This window comes from Corynebacterium atrinae, assembly GCF_030408455.1.
GTDB classification, from domain to species: Bacteria; Actinomycetota; Actinomycetes; order Mycobacteriales; family Mycobacteriaceae; genus Corynebacterium; species Corynebacterium atrinae.
In genome coordinates this window covers 291,606-315,025 of record NZ_CP046977.1, presented here as the reverse complement: position 1 = coordinate 315,025, position 23,420 = coordinate 291,606, and the positions used below count along the sequence as shown (strand labels likewise).

General features: G+C 66.2%; 13 protein-coding genes and 1 pseudogene. 4 read left to right on the top strand and 10 right to left on the bottom strand.

What is annotated here, in order from left to right:
• Window positions 1-140: 140 nt before the first annotated feature.
• A complete protein-coding gene (locus CATRI_RS01565) occupies window positions 141-863 on the bottom strand; it encodes an Rv0497 family membrane protein (protein ID WP_290219076.1) in 723 nt (240 codons plus the stop codon).
• A 2-nt stretch (window positions 864-865) separates the two neighbouring features.
• Window positions 866-1,834 carry a Ppx/GppA family phosphatase gene (locus CATRI_RS01560; protein WP_290219074.1) on the bottom strand — a complete coding sequence of 323 codons (969 nt, stop codon included), beginning with the start codon at window positions 1,832-1,834 and terminating at the stop codon, window positions 866-868.
• Window positions 1,835-1,868: 34 nt separating this feature from the next.
• On the opposite strand from CATRI_RS01560, the gene CATRI_RS01555 reads away from it, so the two are divergent.
• Both CATRI_RS01555 and CATRI_RS01550 read left to right on the top strand, forming a co-directional pair.
• Window positions 1,869-2,747, top strand: a complete 879-nt coding sequence (locus CATRI_RS01555; protein WP_290219072.1) for a DUF3109 family protein — start codon at window positions 1,869-1,871, stop codon at window positions 2,745-2,747.
• A gap of 65 nt (window positions 2,748-2,812) precedes the next feature.
• Window positions 2,813-5,386, top strand: coding sequence for an ABC transporter permease (locus CATRI_RS01550; RefSeq protein ID WP_290219070.1), 2,574 nt, complete (start codon window positions 2,813-2,815; stop codon window positions 5,384-5,386).
• Here CATRI_RS01550 and CATRI_RS01545 read toward each other — a convergent pair.
• From CATRI_RS01545 to mshA, 4 genes are all read right to left on the bottom strand, one after another.
• A complete protein-coding gene (locus CATRI_RS01545) occupies window positions 5,383-6,081 on the bottom strand; it encodes a response regulator transcription factor (RefSeq protein ID WP_290219068.1) in 699 nt (232 codons plus the stop codon). The genes CATRI_RS01550 and CATRI_RS01545 overlap by 4 nt on opposite strands.
• The gene (locus tag CATRI_RS01540) at window positions 6,078-7,331 is read right to left on the bottom strand and encodes a sensor histidine kinase (RefSeq protein WP_290219065.1); all 1,254 of its coding nucleotides are present in this window, start codon (window positions 7,329-7,331) and stop codon (window positions 6,078-6,080) included. Before CATRI_RS01540 ends, CATRI_RS01545 begins: the two co-directional genes overlap by 4 nt.
• Before the next feature lie 10 nt (window positions 7,332-7,341).
• Window positions 7,342-8,088, bottom strand: coding sequence for a phosphoglyceromutase (locus CATRI_RS01535; RefSeq protein WP_047252241.1), 747 nt, complete (start codon window positions 8,086-8,088; stop codon window positions 7,342-7,344).
• A gap of 72 nt (window positions 8,089-8,160) precedes the next feature.
• The gene (mshA, locus tag CATRI_RS01530; RefSeq protein WP_290219063.1) at window positions 8,161-9,423 is read right to left on the bottom strand and encodes a D-inositol-3-phosphate glycosyltransferase; all 1,263 of its coding nucleotides are present in this window, start codon (window positions 9,421-9,423) and stop codon (window positions 8,161-8,163) included.
• Between the two features lie 86 nt (window positions 9,424-9,509).
• On the opposite strand from mshA, the gene CATRI_RS01525 reads away from it, so the two are divergent.
• Window positions 9,510-11,216: a long-chain-fatty-acid--CoA ligase gene (locus CATRI_RS01525; protein ID WP_290219061.1), complete on the top strand. Its 1,707-nt coding sequence runs from the start codon at window positions 9,510-9,512 to the stop codon at window positions 11,214-11,216.
• 40 nt (window positions 11,217-11,256) lie between these two features.
• On the opposite strand, the gene CATRI_RS01520 is transcribed toward CATRI_RS01525, so the two are convergent.
• Together CATRI_RS01520 and CATRI_RS01515 are read right to left on the bottom strand one after the other, a co-directional pair.
• Window positions 11,257-11,688, bottom strand: coding sequence for a carboxymuconolactone decarboxylase family protein (locus CATRI_RS01520; RefSeq protein WP_290219058.1), 432 nt, complete (start codon window positions 11,686-11,688; stop codon window positions 11,257-11,259).
• Entirely contained in the window at window positions 11,685-12,149 is a 465-nt protein-coding gene (locus CATRI_RS01515; protein ID WP_290219055.1) for a MerR family transcriptional regulator, read from the bottom strand. Before CATRI_RS01515 ends, CATRI_RS01520 begins: the two co-directional genes overlap by 4 nt.
• A 212-nt stretch (window positions 12,150-12,361) precedes the next feature.
• Between CATRI_RS01515 and CATRI_RS01510 the strand changes: the two genes are divergently transcribed.
• Window positions 12,362-21,313, top strand: a complete 8,952-nt coding sequence (locus CATRI_RS01510; protein WP_290219053.1) for a type I polyketide synthase — start codon at window positions 12,362-12,364, stop codon at window positions 21,311-21,313.
• Here CATRI_RS01510 and CATRI_RS01505 read toward each other — a convergent pair.
• Both CATRI_RS01505 and CATRI_RS01495 read right to left on the bottom strand, forming a co-directional pair.
• Window positions 21,310-22,261: pseudogene (locus tag CATRI_RS01505) on the bottom strand (lactate/malate family dehydrogenase). The gene CATRI_RS01510 and the pseudogene CATRI_RS01505 overlap by 4 nt on opposite strands.
• A gap of 5 nt (window positions 22,262-22,266) precedes the next feature.
• The gene (locus tag CATRI_RS01495; protein WP_435384173.1) at window positions 22,267-23,403 is read right to left on the bottom strand and encodes a UDP-N-acetylmuramate dehydrogenase; all 1,137 of its coding nucleotides are present in this window, start codon (window positions 23,401-23,403) and stop codon (window positions 22,267-22,269) included.
• Between the last annotated feature and the right edge of the window lie 17 nt (window positions 23,404-23,420).

The window sequence follows — 23,420 nt, the reverse complement described above, 5'->3', positions numbered from 1 at the left end:
TTAGCCGAGCCGGGAAACGCGACCTGGGCTTTTAGCTCCGACCTCACCTCGCGAGCGCGTTCCGGTCGCGATCAGCCGGTCGCGATCACACAAAAAACTGCTCCCCCTCGCACGGAGGGGGAGCAGTTGTCTGTGTGTGCTTAAAGCATCACGATGAGCAGCGGCCCAAAGGTCATGACCAGGCCAACCACGGCCGCCAGGAACATCGACAACCCATCGTTGGAGGTACGTAGCGCCCGCACCACGCCCACCATGACGCCGGTGACCACGATGGCGAGAGCGGCGACAATCGGCCGGCTCAGGTTTTCCCACAGCAGCTCGAAGCCCTTGAACACCACGACCCCCAGGACGACGCCAATGACCGCCATGAGAATAATGCCGGTCATCGAGGTCTTCTCCTCGACTTCGGCCTCAGTCTCTTCCACGACCTCTAGCTCAGCCTCCGGCTCCGGCTCGTCCTCGACAGCAATCGCCGGGATCTCGCCGGTGGCGGCCTCCTCTTCGACGATCACGGACTGCTTAGCGACGTCCGCGTCCGCATCGTCCGCATCAATCTTCTGGAAGATGACAGTCTGGTCGGTCGCGGGGGTCGGAACCTGCGGTTCCACCACCTCGGTAGCTTCCGTGACCTCGACCTCTGGCTCTACCTCAGGCTCTGACTCCGGCGGATCGATCGGCACGGAGGAATGCTTCGACTCGGCCGGCTTCTCCTTGACCGCGGGGATGGAACCGGTCAGCTCAGCGACCGAAATACCACCATCTTCGAGGCTCCGGCGCCGACGACGACGCGGCACGTCGGTCGCAGGACCCTCCTTGGCCGCGCGCGCAAGCAGCTCGGCGACGGTTAGTTGTTTGTCGCTCATGGTCACATCCTATCCTGGTCAGCCGAAATTCCCAGGTCCTCCTGGGTAAGTCCCTTATCAATTCGGCGCAAGATGACGCCTTCCCGCAACGCCCAGGGGCAGATCTCGATCTTTTCCAACCCGAGGGCCCGCATGCTGGCCTCCGCGACCAAAGCGCCAGCGACAATTTGATGCGAACGATCCGAGCTGATGCCTTCCAGCTCAGCCCGGTCAGCAGCAGTCATGCGGGAGATAAAGGCGATGAGTTGGCGCAGACCTGGTGCGGTGAGCGTGCGTTTGACGTAGGGGCCCTCTGCACTCGGGGCCGCACCGGTGAGGCGGGCCAGCGTGCGGAAAGTCTTCGAGGTGCCGACGGCGACCCCGGCGGTTCCGTAGACCCGGATCTGGCGGGCAGCATCGACCAGCTCGGCGTCGATGTAGTCGCGCAGAAGGTTGATCCGCTTGCGTTCCGGCGGATCGGTATCGAACCACTGGTGGGTCAGGCGCCCCGCGCCCAGGTCGAGGGAGACGGCCACGTCTGGGGTCTCATCCGAGCCGGTGGACAGTTCGAGGGAACCTCCGCCGATATCGAGGTTGGTGATGCGCCCCGCGGACCAGCCGTACCAGCGGCGAACCGCCAGGAACGTGAGTCGGGCTTCGTCTTCCCCGGAAAGAACTTCCAGTCGGACGCCGGTTTCCTTCTCCACGTGATCGAGCACGTCATCGGAATTGGTCGCGGAACGCACGGCCGAGGTGGCAAACGGCATGATTTCCTTGCACCCGAGAGTGCTTGCCAGTTCCGCCGCCTCTCCGACCGCTTTGGTCAGTTTGCGCAGACCTTTATCGTCGATAGCGTCGTCGCCGTCGATGAGTTCCACGAGTCGCAGCGTCGTCTTCCAGTCACTCATGGGGGTAGGGTGACCGCCATTGCGGGCATCCACTGCCACGAGGTGGACAGTGTTGCTGCCCACATCCAATACACCTAGTCGCACATGTATCAGGGTAGACGGTCTAACCTGTTCAAGTGTGAACCGCCCGCGTCCGACCCAGGTTTTTCTGGGTTTCCCAGAATCCTCCCCCGCCGGCCGCCAAATCTTGGCTGGCCGCGAAGTCGCCCCTGATTTTCCTCGCGAGTGGTTTGAGTTTTATAACCCCGAGGACCCGCAGCACATTTTTCAGATTGACCTTACGTGGCTGGAGTCTCGCTGGAGCTGCCAGTTCGGTACTGAACTCTGCCCCGGTATCGATGCCGCGAAGCCGGATGTGGGCTGTTGTGTCCATGGCGCCTACCTCGCCGATGAGACCGATCGAGACCAGTTGTATAACGCCGTCTCCGAAATGCCCGCCCATTACTGGCAACACCGCCCCGTCGAGGTGGACGGTTTCCTCCGCGAGGCCGATCCGGTGCAGTTGGAGCCGTGGCTGGTGTGGGACGAACTTGATGATGACAATGGTGAACCCGAGCCCGCTTTGAAGACCAAAATCGTCGACGGGGCGTGTTTGTTTGCCAACCGGCAAGGTTGGCCGACTGGACCCGGATGTGCCATCCACCAGTGGGCGGTGGCGGAGGGACGTGACCTGACCGTCGAAAAGCCGGAAGTGTGCTGGCAGGTACCCCTGCACCGCGACGAGGCCTACGAGGACCGCACGGACGGCGTCGAGATCCTCCGCACCGTCATCGGGGAGTATCACCGTCGCACGTGGGGCGGTGGCGGCGAGGACTTTGATTGGTACTGCACCGAGGACTCCTCTTGCCACACGAGCCCGGTACCCATGTGGCAGTCCTACGAAAACGAGCTGGTGGCGCTCATGGGCCGGGCATCTTTCGACGTGTTGGCGGAGCATTGCCAGCGCCGGGCTGCCGCCGGCTTCCGGTCCGCTCCACACCCGTGCAGTACGGCGTGAGCAGACACTCTAGTGCCACGATGCTGAAAGTTTCGTGGCGGTCAGCTGTCACCTACCGGGGTCGCATGGTGCTGACTTTCATCTCCGTGGTGCTGGGCACTGCTTTCATCTCTGGATCGCTCTTGCTCACCAACGCGATGGAACGCTCCTTTGACTCGATCATCGACGCCGGAGTCGATGGGGTGGACATCGGCTTGGTCGGCAGCTCCACCTCACAACAGGGTGTGCCTTTCGAGGTCATCGCCGAGATTCAATCCTGGCCCGAGGTCCGGGCCATCAACATCGTCGGGGACGGGCCCGGAACCCCAGGCGGTATCCGCGCCGCGGGGAACTCCGGGATCATTGTGATCCCGCCGAACGGCATACCCATGCAGGCGGGGTCGTCCGGCGCCCACCCGGCCGCGGTGTACCCCGAAGACCAGGTCGTCGGGCCCAGTCCCGAACTCATCGCCGGGGAGCTACCCCGCAAAGGGTATGAGGTCCTGCTCAATTCCTCCGCCGCCGACCGGGCGCACGTCAGCGTGGGCGAGTGGCTGCAGGTAATCACCCCCAGGGAGCATCTGCGCGTGAAAGTGTCGGGAATTTTCGATTCCTCCCGTGACACGGCCGGGTGGATCAGCGTCATGTTCACCTCCGACCGTTACCTGCAATTGTTCACGGAACTCGATCACGCCTCGCAAGTGGTCATTTCGACGCAACCGGGCGTGGACCCGATGGTGGTGCGCAACCGGATCGGATTGGCCTGGCGGGACCTCACTCCCCTGCTGCCCGAGCAGATTGTCGAGCACATCAGCGGCGCCGTCCTCCAACAGATGGAGTTCGTCCGCTACGTGCTGGTTATCTTCGGGGCCGTAGCTCTGCTCGTGGGTGCTTTCAACATCACCAACACCTTCGCGATGGTCGTCGGCCAGCGCACCCGCGAGTTCGCCCTCTTGCGTTCCATCGGTGTTTCCACCGTTCAGGTGGCCTATTCCGTTCTCACCGAGGCGTTCCTCGTCGGCCTCGTGGGATCTTTTGTCGGTATCTCAGCGGCTTTCATCTTCGTCGCTGGGCTCTTGGCCGCCTTCAATTACGTCGGCGGGGAGCTCGCCTCCATCGACTTCACCTGGACGAACGAGGCCATCGCCTTGCCGCTAGCTTTTGGCGTCATCATCACGATGGCATCCGCCCTGGCCCCTGCCCGCCGGGCCGGGATGCTTCCCCCGGTCCAAGCTTTCGACCTTTCCGACGCCCGCCGTACCCGAGCACCGCGCCTGCGACTCCTCATCGCCGGAGTTTTGATGTCCCTCGGAGCAGTGCTGGTGGCGGGTTCGGCGCTGATTAATTCCGTCAACGAGGTTGCTCCCGACGTCGAACAACGTCTAGCTTTCACCGGCATCGGCGTGGTCATCGTTTTCCTCGCCATTCCGCTCATCGGCCCCACCCTCGTGGTTGCCGCGGGCCAAACTCTCGGCCGAGCACTGACGGTCCCCCTGGGTGCGGTGGGCACTCTGGCACGTCGAAACGCAGTTCGCAATCCCCGACGCTCGGCATCCTCCGCGCTAGCCCTGGCGCTGGGAGTCGGCCTCGTCGCCTGCGTTGGCACCATCGGCGCGACCACGCGGGCCAGCGTCTTCGGCATGCTCGAATCCAACGTCTCCGTCCCCGTCGTCCTCGACAGTCTCGGCGGAAACAACTTTTCGACGCAGGCCGGTACCTCTACCCTCGGGTTGCCAGAACAAACCACATCCCTAGTCATGGCGACCCCGGGCGTGGCACGCGCGGGCACCCTCATGTCCGCGCCCTTACAGGTGGATAACTGGGACAACCTCACCACCACCGTCGTCGATGATGACTTCTCCCAGTACATCGACGTCGGGCTCATTTCGGGGAGCATGAACAACGCCCTGGAAGGTGCCGCCATCTCGGCGGAGTATGCCTCCCAGGCCGACCTCGGGGTCGGCGACCTCATTGGGATCAATGCCTTCCAGGGCGACTTCTACACCGAAATGTTCATCCCCATCACCGGCGTCTACACCGACTATTCCACTTTGGGCCACATCACGGTGAGCCTCGCTGCAGCGGCGAAGGTGCTGGACAACCTGGACTCAAGCCTGCATCGACAAGCAATCTTTGTGACCGGTGACGGATCGGTGTCCGATGCCCAATTGCGGGACAACCTGGCGGCGGCGACCGCGTCGCTGTTGGTGGTTCAGGTGAAGACGAAGGCGGAATACGGCAACACGCTGGGAACCCAGATCAACCAACTACTTCTCATCATTTACGCCCTGTTGGCGCTGGCTGTCATCATCGCGACGTTGGGCATCATCAACACGCTGTTGCTGTCCGTGGCGGAACGAACCCGCGAGCTCGGCATGCTCCGCGCCGTCGGCGTGCAGCGGCACCAGCTGAGGAAAATCATTCAGATCGAATCCCTCATCATTTCCATCCACGGCGCGGCCGTCGGCATCGTGCTGGGTACCGCCGCAGGGTGGTCCGCAGTGCGGGTGCTGGGCTCCAAGGGAATGGCGAGCCCCGAAATCCCCTGGGTGCAGATCATGATCATGGTCGCGGCCTCCGTGCTGGTCGGAGTGATCGCCGCACTCATCCCGGCGATCAAAGCCTCCCGCACCCCGCCCCTGGAAGCGATCGAGCGCTAAGCCTCGAACTTGTACCCCAGGCCACGCACGGTCACGAGGTGCTGGGGTCGGGACGGTTCTTCCTCGATCTTGGAACGCAGCCGCTTGACGTGGACGTCGAGTGTCTTGGTATCACCGACGTAGTCGGCACCCCAGATCCGGTCGATGAGCTGGCCGCGGGTGAGCACGCGGCCGGCGTTGCGCAGCAGGTATTCCAGGAGGTCGAACTCCTTGAGCGGCATGGGCACCGGCTCACCGGCGACGGTCACCGTGTGTCGCTGCACGTCCATGCGCACCCGACCACCCTCGAGGATTCGCTCCTCGAGTTCGTCGAAGCCACCGTTGTCCGAGTCCGTTCCGCGGCGCAGGACGGCGCGGATGCGGGCGATGAGCTCGCGGGAAGAATAAGGCTTGGTCACGTAATCATCTGCGCCGAGTTCAAGGCCGACGACCTTGTCGATCTCGGAGTCGCGGGCCGTGACCATGATGACGGGTACCGAGGACGTCGAACGCAGCTGCTTGCACACGTCGGTGCCGGACATGCCCGGCAGCATGAGGTCGAGCAGGACGATGTCGATGTCGTTTTTGTCGAACTCCACCAACGCGGTCGGACCGTCACCAGCGGTGATGACGTCGAATCCCTCCTTGCGGAGGAGAAAAGCCAAGGGATCGGCGAGCGATTCCTCATCTTCGACAATGAGAATGGTCGTCGTCATGTTGCTTTGTCCTTTCGACGTGTGGCCACCCGCGACACCGCCTGGCGAAGCGGGCCGTTGGCCGCCGGATTCTCTTCTTCCCCTACTTCGGCCGGCACGTCCGGGGAAGGATCAGGGCGGTAGATCGGCAGTTCAAGGGTGAAGGTGGAGCCGGTACCGGGCCGGGACCATAGTTTGATGTTACCGCTGTGGTTGGCCACCACGTGCTTGACGATGGCCAAACCTAGCCCCGTCCCTCCGGTGGAACGCGAACGCGCCTTGTCCACGCGGAAGAAACGCTCGAACACGCGCTTTTGGTCCTCCGGGGACATGCCGATGCCCCGGTCGGTGACGCGGATGAGCACGACGTCATCGCTCGTGACCTTTTGGGACACGGAGACCGGGACGGAATGGGGCGAGTAGTTAATGGCGTTGGAAATGAGGTTGGACACGGCGGTGACCAGCAGAGACTTGTCACCCAGGACGAGGACACCGGAGTCCGCGCCCTTGGTCAACGTGATGTCCGCGGTATCGGCGGCGACCTGGTTGCGGGCGAAGGCCTCCGCGATGACATCGTCGATGAGGACCGGCTCCATCTCCGGCAGGGCCTCCGCGCCTTGGAGTTTGGAGAGTGAAATGAGCTCGTTGATCATGTCCGCCATGCGGTGGGCCTCACGGTGCAAGCGAGTACCGAAGTACTCCACCTGCTCCTGGTCGTCGACGGCCTCCATGAGGGCCTCGGCTAGCAGAGCCATGCCACCGACGGGGGTTTTCAGTTCGTGGGAGACGTTCGCGACGAAGTCGCGGCGGGCGGATTCCATCCGCACGTTTTCGCTCTCGTCGCTGCCGTAGACGATGACGAAGCGATCGTCGACAAGCGTCAGGGGTTTGATCAACGCGCGCACGGAGGACACGCGGTTGCCGGTTCGCCGCTTCGGCACGGAAATGTCGAGATTGCGGGGTTCCTTGTCCGCGTAGACCTCTTCGGCGACCCGCCACACGGTGGCGTTGACGGTGCGATCGTGGACGAGATTCATCTCGTGCGCGCGGGCGTTGGAGAGGATGACCTCTCCACCCCGGTCCAGCACGGCCAGACCGGTGGGGGAACCCTGAATAGCCAGGTGAAGCACTTGGCTGACGGTGGTGACCTGATTGTCCTCCAGCGTGGCCGAGGAGCGGTAGCGCTGCAGGCGCTTACGACCCCAGATCAAGGCCGGAAGGGCGACGCCGGTGACGGCGACGCCCAACAGGAACGAGAGAACAGCGGACACGCGCTAGTGGCTACTTACCACCCTGTGCCGCAACTGCTGCGGCACCGGCCGCAGCGGCCTCGGGATCAAGGTAGGTACCGCCGGGGTTGAGGACGGTGCCGTCAGCGGACAGTTCGTAGACCAGCGGAATACCGGTGGGGATGTTCAGAGCCGCGATGTCCTCATCCGAGATGTTGTCGAGGTGCTTGACCAGCGCGCGCAGGGAGTTGCCGTGCGCCGCGATGAGGACGGTCTCGCCCGCCTTGACCCGGGGGAGGATCTCCTCGGTGTAGTACGGGATGAAGCGATCGACGACGTCCTTGAGGCACTCAGTGCGCGGCACGGCCGGCAGGTCTGCGTAGCGCACGTCCTGGGACTGCGAGTACTCAGAGTCATCGGCCAGCTCCGGCGGCGGAGTGTCGTAGGAACGGCGCCAGGACATGAACTGCTCCTCGCCGTACTTGTCCTTGGTCTCGGCCTTGTTCAGGCCCTGCAGTGCGCCGTAGTGGCGTTCGTTGAGGCGCCAGTCGCGGACGACGGGAATCCAGTGGCGATCAGCGTGATCGAGGGCGATGTTCGCCGTGCGGATCGCACGACGCAGCAGCGAGGTGTACAGCACGTCGGGCAGCAGGCCCGCTTCCTTGAGGAGCTCGCCGCCGCGCTTGGCTTCGTCCTCTCCCTTGGTGGTCAGGTCGACGTCAACCCAGCCGGTGAATTGGTTGGACTCGTTCCACTGGCTCTGGCCGTGGCGTAGGAGAATCAGCTTTCCGTTACTCATGTCCCCCAATATGCCACTTTTGGGGCCGTAGCGCTGGTGGAAGAGATACAGCGCACGAATTTTCTCGGAGAGTTACGCTCCGGCGCGGCGCGGATAGCAGCCGCTGTGATCGATGCTGAGGGCCTCGTTGTAGACGGCCGCCAATTGTGACGCCGTGGATGCCCAGGAGAAATTCGCGGCGTGGGCGACGGCTTCCTCGGCCATCCGCATCCGGGTGTCGTCATCGTCGAGGAGCGCGCCGAGGGCATCGGCCCATTCTTCTGTCCCGTGGCCGTCGACAAGCACTCCGGTCTCGCCCTCCGCGACGGCGATGGGCAGGCCGCCGACGCGGGCGGCGACCACCGGGGTGCCGCAGGCTTGGGCCTCCATGGCGACGAGGCCGAAGGACTCGTTGTAGCTGGGGACCGCGACGATGTCCGCCGCCTGGTAGATGGTCACCAGCTCTGAGGGCGGGCGCGGCTCGAGGAAGCGGATGCGGCGAGCGATGCCGAGGTCGCGCGCCAGGTCGGCGTAGATCTCGGTGCTTGCCGACGCCCCCGAGGCACCACCACAGATGATGACGCGCAGGTTGCGCTCGGGGTTGCGGTTCATCAACTCTGCGGCCGCCCGGATGAGCACCTGGGGGCCTTTGAACTGCTGTAAACGCCCGACGAAGGCGATGACTTGCGCGTGGAGGGGGATGCCCAGTTGGCGGCGGGACAGCTCGGTGTTGCGTTCGGTTCCCGGGGTGAACAGCTCCGTGTCGGTCCCGGGCGGGACGACAACGACTCGCTCGCGGTTAGCGTCATAATGGCCGACGAGGTCATTGGTCTCCTCGTGGGTATTAACCACCAGGAAGTCAGCGTTGTCCACCAGCTGCTGCTCACAGATGCGGCGGGCCTCTGACTCCGGGGAATCATCTTCGCTCCGGTGGGCATTCTTCACGGCGGCCAGGGTGTGAGAGGTGTGCACGAACGGAACCTCCCACAGATCGGCGAGAAGCCAGCCGACCTGGCCCGATAGCCAGTAGTGGGAATGGATGAGGTCATACTCGACCGGGTGACACTTTTTAAACTGCACGATGCCGCCCGCGAACGCCGCTAGCTGGGTGGGCAGGGCCTCTTTTGCTAGGCCGTCGTAGGGGCCGGCGACGATGTTGATAACGCGCAGGCCCGGCGCGACCTCGACGATTTCCCCCTGGCTCGGGCGGGTCGCCCGGGTGAAGATATCTACCTCGACTCCCTGGCGCGCGAGCTGGAGGGCCGTGTTGAGGACGTAGACGTTCATGCCTCCCGCGTCGCCCACTCCGGGCTGCTGCAGCGGGGAGGTGTGCATGGAGATCATGGCAACTCGCATGATCTTCATAGTAGAGGCCCAACAGGAGTGGCAGGGCACTCGTTATACTGGTTTTCACCTCATAACCAATTGAAGGGAACTTTTCTATGTCGGCATACGAGGACAAGGCTTGGCTTAAGTATTACGACGAGTGGACGCCCCACTCGCTGGAGTACGACGACACCACCCTGTTGGATGTCTACGACAACAATCTCGCGCTCAACGCAGACAAGTCAGCCACCTGGTTCTTCGGCCGCAGCCAGACCTACGGGGAGCTCGATCGCCAGGTCCGCCGCGCTGCCGCTGGCCTGCGCGCCTTTGGCGTTCGCCCGGGCGACAAAGTTGCCATCATCCTCCCGAACTGCCCGCAGCACATCGCCGCGTTCTACGCGGTGCTCAAGCTCGGTGCGACCGTCGTGGAGCACAATCCTCTCTACACCGCGCATGAGCTCAAGGCACCCTTCGCCGACCATGGTGCCCGTGTGGCCATCGCGTGGGACAAGGCTGCTCCGACGTTGGAGAAGCTGCGCGGAAGCACCGCACTGGAGACCATCATCTCGGTGAACATGGTCGAGGCGATGCCCAAGTTCAAGCAGTTGGCCCTGAGCCTGCCGCTGAAGAAGATCCGCGAATCCCGCGATGCGCTGACGGCGCCTGCCCCCAACACGGTGCCGTGGGAGGCCCTTATTGGTTCGGCCATCGGCGGCGACGGTGAGGACATCGTCTCAGAGCCGAGCGTGACCAAAGACACCACTGCCCTCATCCTCTACACCTCCGGCACGACGGGCACCCCGAAGGGAGCGCAGCTCTCGCACGGCAACCTCTTTGCCAACTGCCTGCAAGGTAAGAACTGGGTGCCGGGCCTCGGCGAAGAGGACGAGCGGATGCTCGCTGCCCTGCCAATGTTCCACGCCTATGGCCTCACCATGGTGGGCACCCTCGCCTTCTACGTCGGCGGCGAAATGGTCCTGCTCCCGGCACCCAGGGTGCCGTTGATCATGGACGTGATGAAGAAGCACACCCCGACCTGGGTGCCGGGTGTGCCGACGCTCTACGAGAAGATCGTCGAGGCCGCCGAGGCCGAGGACATCAGCATCACCGGCGTTCGCAATTCCTTCTGTGGCGCCGCGACCCTGCCGGTGTCCACGGTGGAGAAGTGGGAGCGCCTCACCGGCGGCCTGCTCGTCGAGGGCTACGGCCTCACCGAGACGTCCCCGATCATCGTCGGTAACCCGATGAACAAGAACCGCCGCCCGGGCTATGTGGGTATCCCCTTCCCGGACACGGAGATCCGGATCGCCAACCCCGAGAACCTCGACGAGACTCAGCCTGATGGCACCGAGGGCGAGATCCTAGTCAAGGGTCCGCAGGTCTTTTCCGGCTACCTCAACCAGCCGGAAGCCACCGAAGCCAGCTTCCACGATGGGTGGTACCGCACCGGTGACGTGGGAGTGATGGAAGAGGACGGCTTCATCCGCCTCGTTGCCCGCATCAAGGAAGTCATCATCACCGGTGGCTTCAACGTCTACCCCATTGAGGTGGAGGAGGCCATGCGCGAGCACCCCGACATTATCGATCTGGCGGTCGTCGGTCGTCCCCGCGCCGATGGCTCCGAGGATGTCGTCGCTTGTGTCACCCTCAGCGAAGGTGCCGCCCTGGACCCGGAGGGCCTCAAGGACTTCGCCCGCGAGCGCCTCACGCGCTACAAGGTCCCGCGCACCTTCTATCACTTCGAGGATCTGGCCCGCGACCAGCTGGGCAAGATTCGCCGCCGCGAGGTCCAGCAGGATCTGCTGAAGCTGCTGAACCGCTAACGCGCCTCGGTAGGCGCACGCCCCAACCCCACTGCCCGCACTAGTCGGCAGTGGGGTTGTCTCGTTCCGCGAAGACCTCCCGGGCGACGAAGGTGGCGTTGAGGGCGCGGGGAAAGCCTGCATAGACGGCGGCGTGGAGGAGCGCCTCGACGATCTCTTCGCGGCCGATGCCGACGTTGAGGGCGGCCCCAATGTGAACGCGCAGTTGTGGTTCGCATCCGCCGAGGGCAGTGAGCACGCCCAGGGTCACGAGCTGACGACTGCGGGGGTCGAGGCCCGGGCGGTCGTAGATGTCACCGAAGGCAAAGGCCGCGATGTGGTGGCCGAGGGCGGGGCTGATGTCGGCCAGGGAATCGATGACGGCATCCCCGAGGTGTCCATCGATGCGGGAGAGTACGTCGAGACCTTTCCGGCGGCGGGCGAGGTTGTCAGCGGAGTCGATGGAGTCGATGTCGTGCTGGGGCGTGGTCATGGCTGGGGGCCTTCCTCGTAGGTGGCGAGTTTGAATTCCGTGGCGGCCAAGGCGAGTTGTAGCTGGGCGATCTGGTCGCGGAGGGTGTCTCGGTGCTGACGCAGCAAGCGGACGCGGTCGGGAATGGTGCCCTCGCCGGCATCGACAAGCTCGACGTAGCGCGTGAGATCCCGGATGCTCATGCCCGAGGTGCGCATCCTGGTCAGGAACACCAGGCGGCGCACAGTCGCGGCGTCGAAGCGGCGGTGTCCGGCGCGATCCCTCGGGATGGACACCAGGCCCGCTCGCTCGTAATAACGGAGAGTGTGGGCACTGACACCGAGATGATCGGCGGTCTCTGCAATGCTCCAGGCCGCTGACCCATCGGGGCGCGTTAGGCCCTGTAGCGCGTCAAGGTTGACGCCTCCCGGCGGATCGATGGCCAGCCGGAGTGCGTGTTCCAGGACCCGCTTGTCTCTCATGCTCCCCACGGTAGAGGTGTGAGCGCACTCAAAGGCAAGCCCCGCCCCCACACCACGAAGTGTCAGGAATCACAGACACCAGATCCCGCAGGTTAGGCCCCCAAATCTAACTACCCTCCCGCCCCGGACGTAGACCAGAAACCAACGCAAGCGTAGGTTACTAACTCGTAAGTTACGGATAGGTAACTATTCCCCACGAGAGGTCCATCTACATGTCTTTGACACCCCTGCTCTCCCTGCGTCAGCCCGCGGTCTTGTTTGCGGGACAGGGCTCCAACTGGCAACTCGCTCTCAGCCACGCGCACTACGAAGGCCGCCTTACCAGCCTCCTCATGAGTGCCCGCGCGCTCACCGGACCCGTTGCCCGGCAGATCGCCTCCACCGTGCCCGGCGCATTCGCCCGGCTCGAAGAACTGGCGCAGCACCTGGCCACCTCCGACACTCCGCCGGAGCCGAGCGAGCTCGATGCCTACCCGGCGGTGTCCGTTCCGGGCATCGTGTTGGGCCAAATCATCGCCCTGGACCAGCTCAAGGAGTTGGGCCTCGACCTCGACCAGGTCGAGCTTGTGGGTCATTCACAGGGCAGCCTCGGCGTCGTCGCCGCACGCCACCCCGAGCACGCTCTCGCCTTCGCGCTCCTGCTGGGCACCGCCGCGAGCCAGGAAGTCGGGTCGAGTGACCACCGCCCCCGCATGCTGAGTGTGCGGGGGGTGGACCGCGCGGTCGTCGAGAAGCATGCGGCCGGCGCGGAGCTGGCCGTGACCAACGGCCCGCGCCACTTCGTCCTCACCGGGACTCCGGAGCAGCTGGCCGCCGCCCAGCGTGAGATCAGCGCCGCTGTCGATGAAGCTAACTCCAGCCTCGCGGCTCGCGAGCGCGGCGGCGACGAGATCACCCCGCGTTTCGACGAACTGCCCGTAGCCGGGTTCTTCCACCACTCCGCCATGCAGGCCGCCGCCGACCGCGCCGCCGCCTGGGCGAAGGAATGTGGGCTTGACCTGGGAGATACCACCCCGCAGGAGCTGGCTGATGCCATCCTCGTGCAGCCGCACGACTGGCCCAATGAGGTCGCCAGCCTGCGAGCCAAGGGTGTCACCGAGGTCCTGAGCCTCGACCGTTCCCTGTCCACCATCACCGCCAAGTTGCTGGCCGGTTCCGGCATTGCCATCGTGCCCGCCACCACCCCGGCCGAGCGTGACCTCCTGGGCACTCCGGGAGCGACGCTGCCCACTGCGGCCGACTACTCCGACTTCGCGCCGCGACTGATCACCTTGCCCACCGGCGAGACCGTCACGCAGACGCGCTTTTCCACCCTCACCGGCCTATCCCCGGTCATGCTCGGCGGCATGACGCCGACCACCGTGGACCCGGGCATCGTCGCCGCGGCCGCCAACGCCGGCTTCTGGGCCGAGATGGGCGGCGGCGGCCAGTACTCGGAGGAGGTGTTCAACCGGAACAAGGACGGGCTGGTCGAGCAGCTCGAGCCGGGCCGTTCCGCGCAGTTCAACTCCATGTTCTTCGATCGCTACATGTGGAACCTGCAGTTCGGCGTCACCCGTATCGTGTCCAAAGCCCGGGCCGCCGGTGCGGCGATCAATGGTGTCACCGTTTCCGCGGGCATCCCGGAGGTGGAGGAGGCCACCGAGCTCATCGCGCAGCTGCACGATGACGGCTTCCCCTACGTGTCCTTCAAGCCGGGCACCTCGAAGCAGATTCGTGATGCCCTGGCCATCGCCGATGCGAACCCGAACACGGACATCATCATCCAGGTCGAAGACGGCCACTCCGGCGGGCACCACTCCTGGGTCGACCTGGGCGACATGCTCGTGGACACCTACGCGGAGGTCCGCCAGCGCCCCAACGCCTACCTCGCCGTCGGCGGCGGCATCCACTCCCCGGAGCGCGCCACCGAGTACCTCACCGGTTCCTGGGCGCACGGTTACGGCCTGCCGTCGATGCCGGTCGACGCCGTCATCCTCGGCACCGTCGCCATGGCCACCAAGGAAGCAACGACGACGCCGCAGGTCAAGCAGCTCCTCGTCAACACCCCCGGCATCAGCCCGGACGACAACAAGGGGTGGGTCGGCCGCCTCCAGTGCGCCGGTGGCGTCACCTCCGGGCAGTCGCATCTGCTCGCCGACATGCACGAGGTGGACAACGATTTCGCCGCCGCCTCTCGCCTCATCACCTCCCTCGACATCGAGGAGTACGCCGAACACCGCGATGAGCTCATCGCGGCGCTGAACAAGACCTCCAAGCCGTACTTCGGCGACGTCGATACGATGACGTATGCCCAGTGGCTGCAGCGCTTTGTCGACCTGGCCTTCCCGTGGAAGGACCCGACCTGGCCGGATCGTTTCCTCGATCTGCTCCACCGCGTCGAGGCTCGCCTGCACCCGGTCGATCACGGCGAGATCCCCACGTTGTTCGACAGCATTGACGATTGCGAGGACGCCCAGGGCTGCGTGGATAAGCTCGTGGCGGCATATCCGCAGGCAGTGGAGCTGACCGTCACCCCGCGCGATGCCGCGTGGTTCGTCGGCCTCAACCGCAAGCACCACAAGCCCATGCCGTGGGTGACTGCCATCGACGGCGATCTGAAGACCTGGTTCGGCCTGGATTCCCTGTGGCAGGCCCAGGACGAGCGCTACCCGGCCGAGGCCGTCCGCGTCATCCCCGGCCCCGTGTCCGTCGCCGGTATCAAGCGCGTCGACGAGCCCGTCGCCGAGTTGCTGGCCCGCTTCGAAGCGGACTGCACCACGTCGCTTATCGACGCCGCCGTCACCCCCACCGCCCGCTTCTCCCGCTTGGCGGAAGCCGCGGACGCCGCGGAGTTCCTCCGCGCCGCCCCCACCATCCAGTGGCACGGCCACCTCATCGACAACCCTGCCCACGTGTTGCCGGACAGCGCCACCGAGCTCGTGGATACCGACGAAGGCTGGGTCATCCGCGTCCACTCCGATTCTTATTGGGATGAGCTGCCCGCCGAGCAGCGCCCCTTCTACGTCGAGCACGTCGATATCCCCCTCGACCTGCCGTCCTCCACCGCCACCGGTGCGAGCCCCGTCGTCTCCGACGAACGCCTGCCGAAGGCCGTGTTTGACCTGCTCGCCGGTGTCGCCGGGGTCGGTTCCACCTCCGAGACCGGCGATGAGATCACCGATCTCCCCGTCGCCGATGCAGATGGCACCATTCATTACTCCTTTACCCTGCCGGCCTCCCTGCTGCCCGCCCACTCGGCGGTCAGTGGCGCCGCGCTCGGCTCCGTCGCGGCCGGCACTCCCGATGCTCTCGTCGGCCCCTGCTGGCCCGCCATTTACGCCGCGCTGGGCACCGGCCGCCTCGCCGATGGCTACCCCGTCATCGAGGGCCTGCTCAATGCCGTCCACCTCGACCACGTTATTGACCTGCGCGTCCCGCTCGAGGAGCTTGCCGACGGCCGCCGCATCGACGTCGAATCCCGCTGCGCCTCCATCGCGGAATCCGCCTCCGGGCGCATCGTCACCGTCGAACTCACCCTCTACTCCGAGGGCGAGATCGTGGCCACGCAGATGCAGCGCTTCGCCATCCGCGGCCGCGCCAACGGCACCGACATGCCCGTGCCCGCCCCCGAGTGGGGCGGCGGGAAGTCCGCCACCAAGGTCGAGGCCACGGCCCGCTCCTTCGTCGACCGCGCCATCGTCCACGCTCCTTCCGACATGACCCCCTTCGCGCTGGTCTCGGGCGATTACAACCCGATCCACACCTCCACCAACGCCGCCGGGCTCGTCGGCCTGGAGGCCCCGCTGGTCCACGGCATGTGGCTCTCGGCTACTGCCCAGCACCTCGCGGGCCGCCACGGCCGCGTCGTCGGCTGGACCTACTCCATGTTCGGCATGGTCCAGCTCGATGATGCCGTCGAGATCACCGTCGAGCGCGTCGGCCGCAAGGGCATTCACCGTGCCCTCGAAGTCACCTGCCGGATCGACGGCGAGGTCGTCTCCCGCGGTCAGGCTCTCCTGGCTCAGCCCCGCACTGCCTACGTCTACCCCGGCCAGGGCATCCAGGCCGCTGGCATGGGCCGCGGCGACCGCGACTCCTCCCCCGCCGCCCGCGAGGTGTGGCGTCGAGCCGATCAGCACACCCGCGCCACCCTGGGCTTCTCCATCCGCCACATCGTCGATGACAACCCCACGGTGCTGAACGTGCGCGGGACGACCTTCCGCCACCCGAAGGGCGTGCTCAACCTCACCCAGTTCACCCAGGTCGCGCTCGCCGTCGTCGCCTACGCGCAGACCGAACGCCTGCGGGAGAACAACGCCATCGGCTCCGATGCGATGTACGCCGGACACTCGCTCGGCGAGTACACCGCCCTGGCCTCCCTGGCCAACATCTTCGCCCTGGAAGACGTCATCGATATCGTCTACTCGCGCGGCTCTGCCATGCACGGCCTGGTCCCCCGCGACGAGGCGGGACGCTCCAACTACGGCATGGGTGCCTTGCGCCCCAACATGATCGGCGTCGCCGCCGAGGACGTGGAGGATTACCTCGCCGGGGTCGCCGCGGAGACCGGCGAATACCTCGAGATCGTCAACTACAACATCGCTGGCCAGCAATACTCCATCGCCGGCACGATCAAGGGCCTGGCGGCACTGTCCGAGCACGCCAACTCGATCACCCCCCGCGCTTATGTCACGGTGCCGGGCATCGATGTGCCCTTCCACTCTCGGGTCCTGCGCCCGGGTGTCCCGGCCTTCGCCGCCAAGCTCGACGAGCTGCTGCCTACCACCGTGGACCTGGACGCGCTCATCGGCCGCTACGTGCCCAACCTCGTCGCCCGCCCCTTCGAGCTGACGCAGTCCTTCGTCGACTCCATCCTTGAGGTCGTCCCGTCCGAGCGCCTCCAGGGCATCGACGTGGCAATCGCGGATGAGCAGACCCTCGCCCGCGATTTGCTCATTGAGCTGCTGAGCTGGCAGTTCGCCTCCCCGGTGCGTTGGATCGAGACCCAGGCCCTGCTCATCAGCGAGGTCGAGCAGATCATCGAGGTCGGCCTCGCCGCCTCCCCGACGCTGACCAACCTCGCCTCCCGCACGATGGACATCCTGGGCTCTCATCGCCCGGTGTTCAACGTGGAACGCGACCAAGATGCCGTCATGCTCAATGACGTGCAGCAGCCCCCGGCGGTGGAAGAAGTCGCCGAGGAAACTGTGGAGACTGCGCCGGTGGAGAGCGCCCCCGAGCAAGCAGCCGCTGCACCAGCCCCGGCCTCCGTGGCCAGTGGTGGCAGCGCACAGGATGCCCCCGACCTGCCGTTCAGTGCCGGCGAGGCCATCATGGTGCTCTTCGCCTTCCAGAACAAGATCCGCCCGGATCAGATCAACGGGTCCGACACCGTCGAGGAGCTGACCAACGGCGTGTCCTCGCGCCGCAACCAGCTGCTCATGGACATGTCCGCCGAGCTGGGTGTTCCGGCCATCGATGGCGCGGCCGATGCCGACGTGACCACCCTGCGTGAGCGCGTGCGCACCGCCGCCCCCGGCTACGCCCCCTTCGGCACCGTCCTGGGCGAGGCCGTCACCGCCCGCCTGCGCCAGCTCACCGGCGCCTCCGGTTACAAGCCCGCCCACGTCGCCGAGCGCGTCACCGGCACGTGGGGTCTACCCGCCGGCTGGGTTGGCCACGTTGAGGCGGAGATCCTCCTCGGCTCCCGTGAGGGCGACTCCGTTCGCGGCGGCTCCCTGTCCACCATCCCCACGTCCGCATCGTCGAAGGCGGAGGTTGATGCGCTTATCGACGCCGCCGTCCAGGCCGTCGCCGCCACCCACGGCGTCTCCGTGTCGCTGAGCGCCGGTGGCTCCGGTGGGGGCGCTGGCTCCGTCGTCGACTCGGCCGCGCTCAACGCCTACGCCGACTCGGTGACCGGCCCCGAGGGCATCCTCGCCGCGCTGGCTCGCACCACCCTGAATCAGTTGGGCATTATCGACGAGGTCGCCGAGGTGGCTGTCTCCGACACCACGCTCCTCGACACCGTCGAAGCCGAGCTCGGCGCCGGCTGGCTCAAGACCGTCACCCCCACCTTCGACGCCACCCGCGCCGTGCTTTTCGACGACCGCTGGGCATCCGCCCGCGAGGACCTCGCCCGGGTCGCCCTGGGCGAACTCGCGCTCACCCCCGCCCGCTTCGCGGGAACCGGTGAGGTCATTGCGGAGCAGGCCACCTGGTGGGCCGCCAACGGCGGCGCCGACCCGGCGCTGCTGCGCGAGATTGCTCGCGCGGCCGTCGATAAGCCGGAACAGCGCTACCTGGGCGAGGTTGCCCTGGTGACCGGCGCGGCGCCCGGGTCGATCGCCGCTGCCCTCGTCGAGGGCCTGTTGGCCGGCGGCGCGACCGTCATCATGACGGCCTCCAACGTCAGCCAAGCGCGCAAGGAATTCGCGCGCCAGCTCTTCGCCCGCCACGCCTCCGTGGACGCGGCCCTGTGGTTGGTGCCCGCGAACCTCTCCAGCTACCGCGACGTCGATGCGCTCATCGAGTGGATCGGCAACGAGCAGCGCGAATCCGTGGGCAACGAGGTGAAGATCCTCAAGCCGGCGCTCACGCCGACCCTGGCGTTCCCCTTCGCCGCCCCGAGCGTCTCCGGTTCCCTCGCCGACGCGGGCGCGGCCGCCGAGAACCAAACCCGCCTCCTGCTGTGGAGCCTCGAGCGCACCATCGCCGGGCTCTCCCAGCTGGCGCAGAACGACCCCGGCTTCCCGGATACCCGCTGCCACGTCGTCCTGCCCGGCTCCCCCAACCGAGGCATGTTCGGCGGCGACGGAGCCTACGGCGAGGTCAAGGCCGCTCTCGATGCCATCCTGGCCAAGTGGTCCGCCGAAGCTGGCTGGCCTGAGGGTGTCACCCTCGCCCAGGCGAAGATCGGCTGGGTGTCCGGCACCTCGCTCATGGGCGGCAATGACGTCCTCGTCCCCGCCGCCGAGAAGGCCGGTATTCACGTGTGGTCGCCCGAGGAGATCTCCTCCGAGCTGCTCGACCTCGCCTCCCCCGAGGCGAAACAGCAGGCCGCGCAGGCCCCCATCGAGGCCGACCTCACCGGCGGGCTCGGTTCCTCCGCAGTGTCCATGTCCGCCCTGGCGGAGGCCGCCCGCGCCGATGCCGAGTCCGCAGTCCTGGGCACCGATGCCGAGGCCGACACCACCATCAACGCCCTGCCCAACGCCGCTCATCCCACCCAGCCGGGTGAGGTTACCGTCGGCGAGGTCACCCGCGACCTCGACGACATGATCGTCATGGTCGGCCTCGGCGAGGTCTCCTCCTGGGGCTCGGGCCGCACCCGCGCGCAGGCCGAATACGGCATCCAGCGCGACGGCAGCGTCGACCTCACCGCCGCCGGAGTCCTGGAACTGGCGTGGATGACCGGCCTCATCTCCTGGGCCGAGGATCCCCGCCCGGGCTGGTACGACGCCTCCGGCGCCGAAGTCCCCGAGGACGAGGTCTACGAGCGCTTCCGCGACGAGGTTGTCGCCCGTTCCGGCATCCGCCGCCTGAGCGATAAGTACTTCCTCACCGATGGCGGGTCCATCGACGTCACCGAGGTCTTCCTGGACAAGGACATCACCTTCACCGTCCCCTCCGAGGCCGAGGCCCGCGACATTGAAACCGCCGATCCCGACAAGACGCGCGTCGCGCTTATCGACGGCGAGTGGACCGTCACCCGCGTCAAGGGTGCCACCGCACGCGTCCCCCGCAAGGCCACCCTGACCCGCTCCGTCGCCGGTCAGATGCCGGAGGGCTTCGACCCGGCACGCTGGGGCATCCCCGCCTCCATGATCGAAGGTCTGGACCGCATTGCGGTGTGGAACCTCGTCACCGCCATCGACGCGTTCATTTCCGCCGGGTTCACCCCCGCCGAGCTGCTGCGCGCCGTCCACCCGGGTGACGTGGCGTCGACCCAGGGCACCGGCATCGGTGGCATGGAGTCCCTGCACAAGGTGTTCGTGTCCCGGTTCCTCGGGCAGGAGCGCCCCTCCGACATCCTGCAGGAGGCACTGCCCAACGTCGTGGCCGCGCACGTCATGCAGTCGCTCGTGGGTGGCTACGGCTCGATGATCCACCCGGTCGCCGCCTGCGCTACCGCCGCCGTCTCTATTGAGGAGGGCGTGGACAAGATCGCGCTGGGCAAGGCTGACTTCGTGGTCGCCGGTGGCATCGACGACGTTCAGGTCGAATCCCTCACCGGCTTCGGCGACATGAACGCCACCGCCGAGACCGCCGCCATGACGGCGAAGGGTATTAGCGACCGCTTCATCTCCCGGGCCAACGACCGCCGCCGCGGCGGCTTCCTCGAGGCCGAGGGCGGTGGCACGGTGCTGCTGGCCCGGGCGTCCGTCGCCGCGGAGCTGGGCCTGCCGGTCCTCGCCGTGGTGGCCCATGCCGCCTCCTATGGCGATGGCGCTCACACGTCGATCCCGGCCCCGGGCCTCGGCGCCCTGGGTGCCGCCCGTGGCCGCGAGAACTCCCGCCTGGCACGCTCCCTGCGCTCGCTGGGTCTGACCCCGGATGATGTGCGGGTGGTGTCCAAGCACGACACCTCCACCAACGCCAACGACCCGAACGAGTCGGAGCTGCATTCCCGCCTGTGGGAGGCCGTGGGCCGCACGGAAGGCAACCCGCTGTTCGTCGTCTCGCAGAAGTCGCTCACCGGTCACGCGAAGGCTGGCGCGGCGCTCTTCCAGATGGGTGGACTGGTGGACATCCTGCGCACCGGCAGCCTGCCGGCCAACGCGGCCCTGGATTGCGTCGATCCGCTCATCGCCCCGAAGGCCCGCCCGCTAGTGTGGTTGCGCTCCCCGCTCGCACTCGGTGAAGGTGCCGTCAAGGCTGGTGTCCTCACGTCCCTGGGCTTCGGCCACGTCGGTGCCGTCGTGGTGCTCGCGCACCCGGCAGTGTTCGAGGCCGCCCTCGCGCGCTCTGGCGGCGACGTCGCGGCCTGGCGCGAACACGCCACCACCCGTCTCCGCGCCGGAGCGCAGCACTTCGAGGCCGGCATGATCGGTCGTGCGGAACTGTTTACCCAGGTGGAGGGCCGTCGCCTCCCGACCGTGGGTGAGCACGAAGCCGAGATCGCCTTGCTGCTCGACGAAAATGCCCGTCTGGGCGAGGACGGGGTGTACCCGAGGGTCTAACAGCCCGCTCTCGCCATGGCCTCGCGGATCGTCGAGGCAGACGCTGCCACCAGCGTCTGCTCCTCGGCGGTGATCCGCGGGGCCAATCGCGTGCGCACTCCACCCGCACCGATGACGCAGGGCAGGGACAGGGCGACGTCGGAAAGCCCGTACTGGCCGGTCAGGGGCAGGGTGACGGGGTATACGCTGCGTTCGTCGAGCAGCACGGCGCGGGTCAGCAGGACGGCGGATTGGGCGACGCCCGCATTCGTCCACCCTTTGGCGTTGAAGACCTCGTAGGCGGAGGAGACGACGGCCTCGGCCAGCTCTCCGAGTTGATAGGGCTCGCCGAGGCCGAGCTCCTCCGGTGGCATGCCGGACACGTTGACCTGGCTGAGCGCCGGGACCGCCGAAAGGCCGTGTTCGCCGAGCATGACCCCCGTGACTGAGCTGGGGTCAATGCCGTGGCGGTCCGCGATGAGCCGGCGCATGCGGGCCGAATCGAGCATCGTGCCCGTGCCAAAGACCCGGCCGTCCGCGAAGCCGAATTCCGTGGCCGCGATGTACGCGAGGGTATCCACCGGATTGGTGATGATAATGACCACCGGCTCCGTGGTCACCGCCGCGATGTCCCCCATCACCTGGCGGATGACCTGCGAATTATGCTCGGTGAGCAGGGTGCGGTCGGGCGGGCCGTCGGGACTATCGGGATCGGGGATGATCGAGGGCCCCGCCGCAATTGATGATGACGTCCGCGCCCGCGCAATCCGCATACGTCCCGGCGTGGATCCGGGTGTTAGTGCGGCTGAGCAGCGCCGTCGCGTGATGCTGGTCTAGCGCCTCGCCGTGGGCGACCCCCTCGTCAACGTCGATGACGGCGATGTCGCGAAAGAGCCCGGAGGAGGCGGCGTCGGCCAGGACGTAGCTGCCGACGTGCCCGGCGCCGATAACAACGAGTGAATTACCCATGCGGGCTAGTCTATTGCGACCCCAACCCACACCGGCTCTGGCACCAAGATGACCTGGAAGGCCGCCTGCACCCCATCTCGAACCTCACGTGCCAACGCCACCACGTCCGCCGTGGTCGCCGACCCCCGGTTGGTCAACGCGAGGGTGTGTTTGGTGGACAACCTCGCCGGAGCGCCCTCGCCGGGGAAACCCTTGCCAAAGCCCGCGCGGTCAATGAGCCACGCCGCCGAGAGCTTGACCTTGGCGGAATGCTCACCTCCCGCGGGGAAACGCGGCATACGCTCGGCGTCCTCGGCCCCCCGCACCTCGCGCACCCGGGCCTGGACCTCATCCGCCAGTGCCACGGGGACAATGGGGTTGGTGAAGAAAGAACCCGCGGACCACGTGTCGTGGTCCGCCGGGTCGATGACCATGCCTTTCCCGTGCCGCAGCTCCAGGACTGCCGCACGGACATCGGCGACCGGGTGGCGTTCCCCAGCCTCCGTCGCACCGAGGCGGCGCGCGAGCTCCCCATAACGCAACGGACCCGAGAGACCGTCGGTGGACAGCTGCAGCTCAATGGCCAGAACGACGGCGCGGTTGCTGAACTTTAGATTGGAATAGCGATAAGCCAACTCCAAGGAGGAAGCAGGCACCCACTCCATTTCGCCCGTCGTGCGATCGAGGAGAAGGACCTGAACCAGGACATCGGAAATTTCAGCCCCATACGCGCCGACGTTTTGCACTGGCGTCGCCCCGGCCGAGCCCGGGATCCCCGACAGACACTCGATGCCGCCGAATCCCGCCTCGACGGACGCGAGGACGACGTCGTCCCACACCGCGCCCGCCCCGGCGCGCAGCACGCCCTCGGTGGTGAGGGAAATCTCCCGGTTTTCCAACACCACGGCCACGAGGTCCAGCTCGCCGTCCGCCACAATGAGGTTCGAGCCCCCGCCGACGATGAGGAAATTCATCTGGAGGGCGTCGAGAAGCATGACAACCTCCGCGACAGCGGAGTCGGTGGCACAGCGCACCGTCAGGCGTGGTCGGCCGCCCACGTGAAGGGAGGTCAAGTCAGCAAAAGTCGCGTCCGCGTCGAGGGTGACGCTGTCAATTGCCTGGAGATGCGCGTACAGGTCCGTGGTGCTTGATGGGTCAGTCACGTATTTAACGGTAGTCT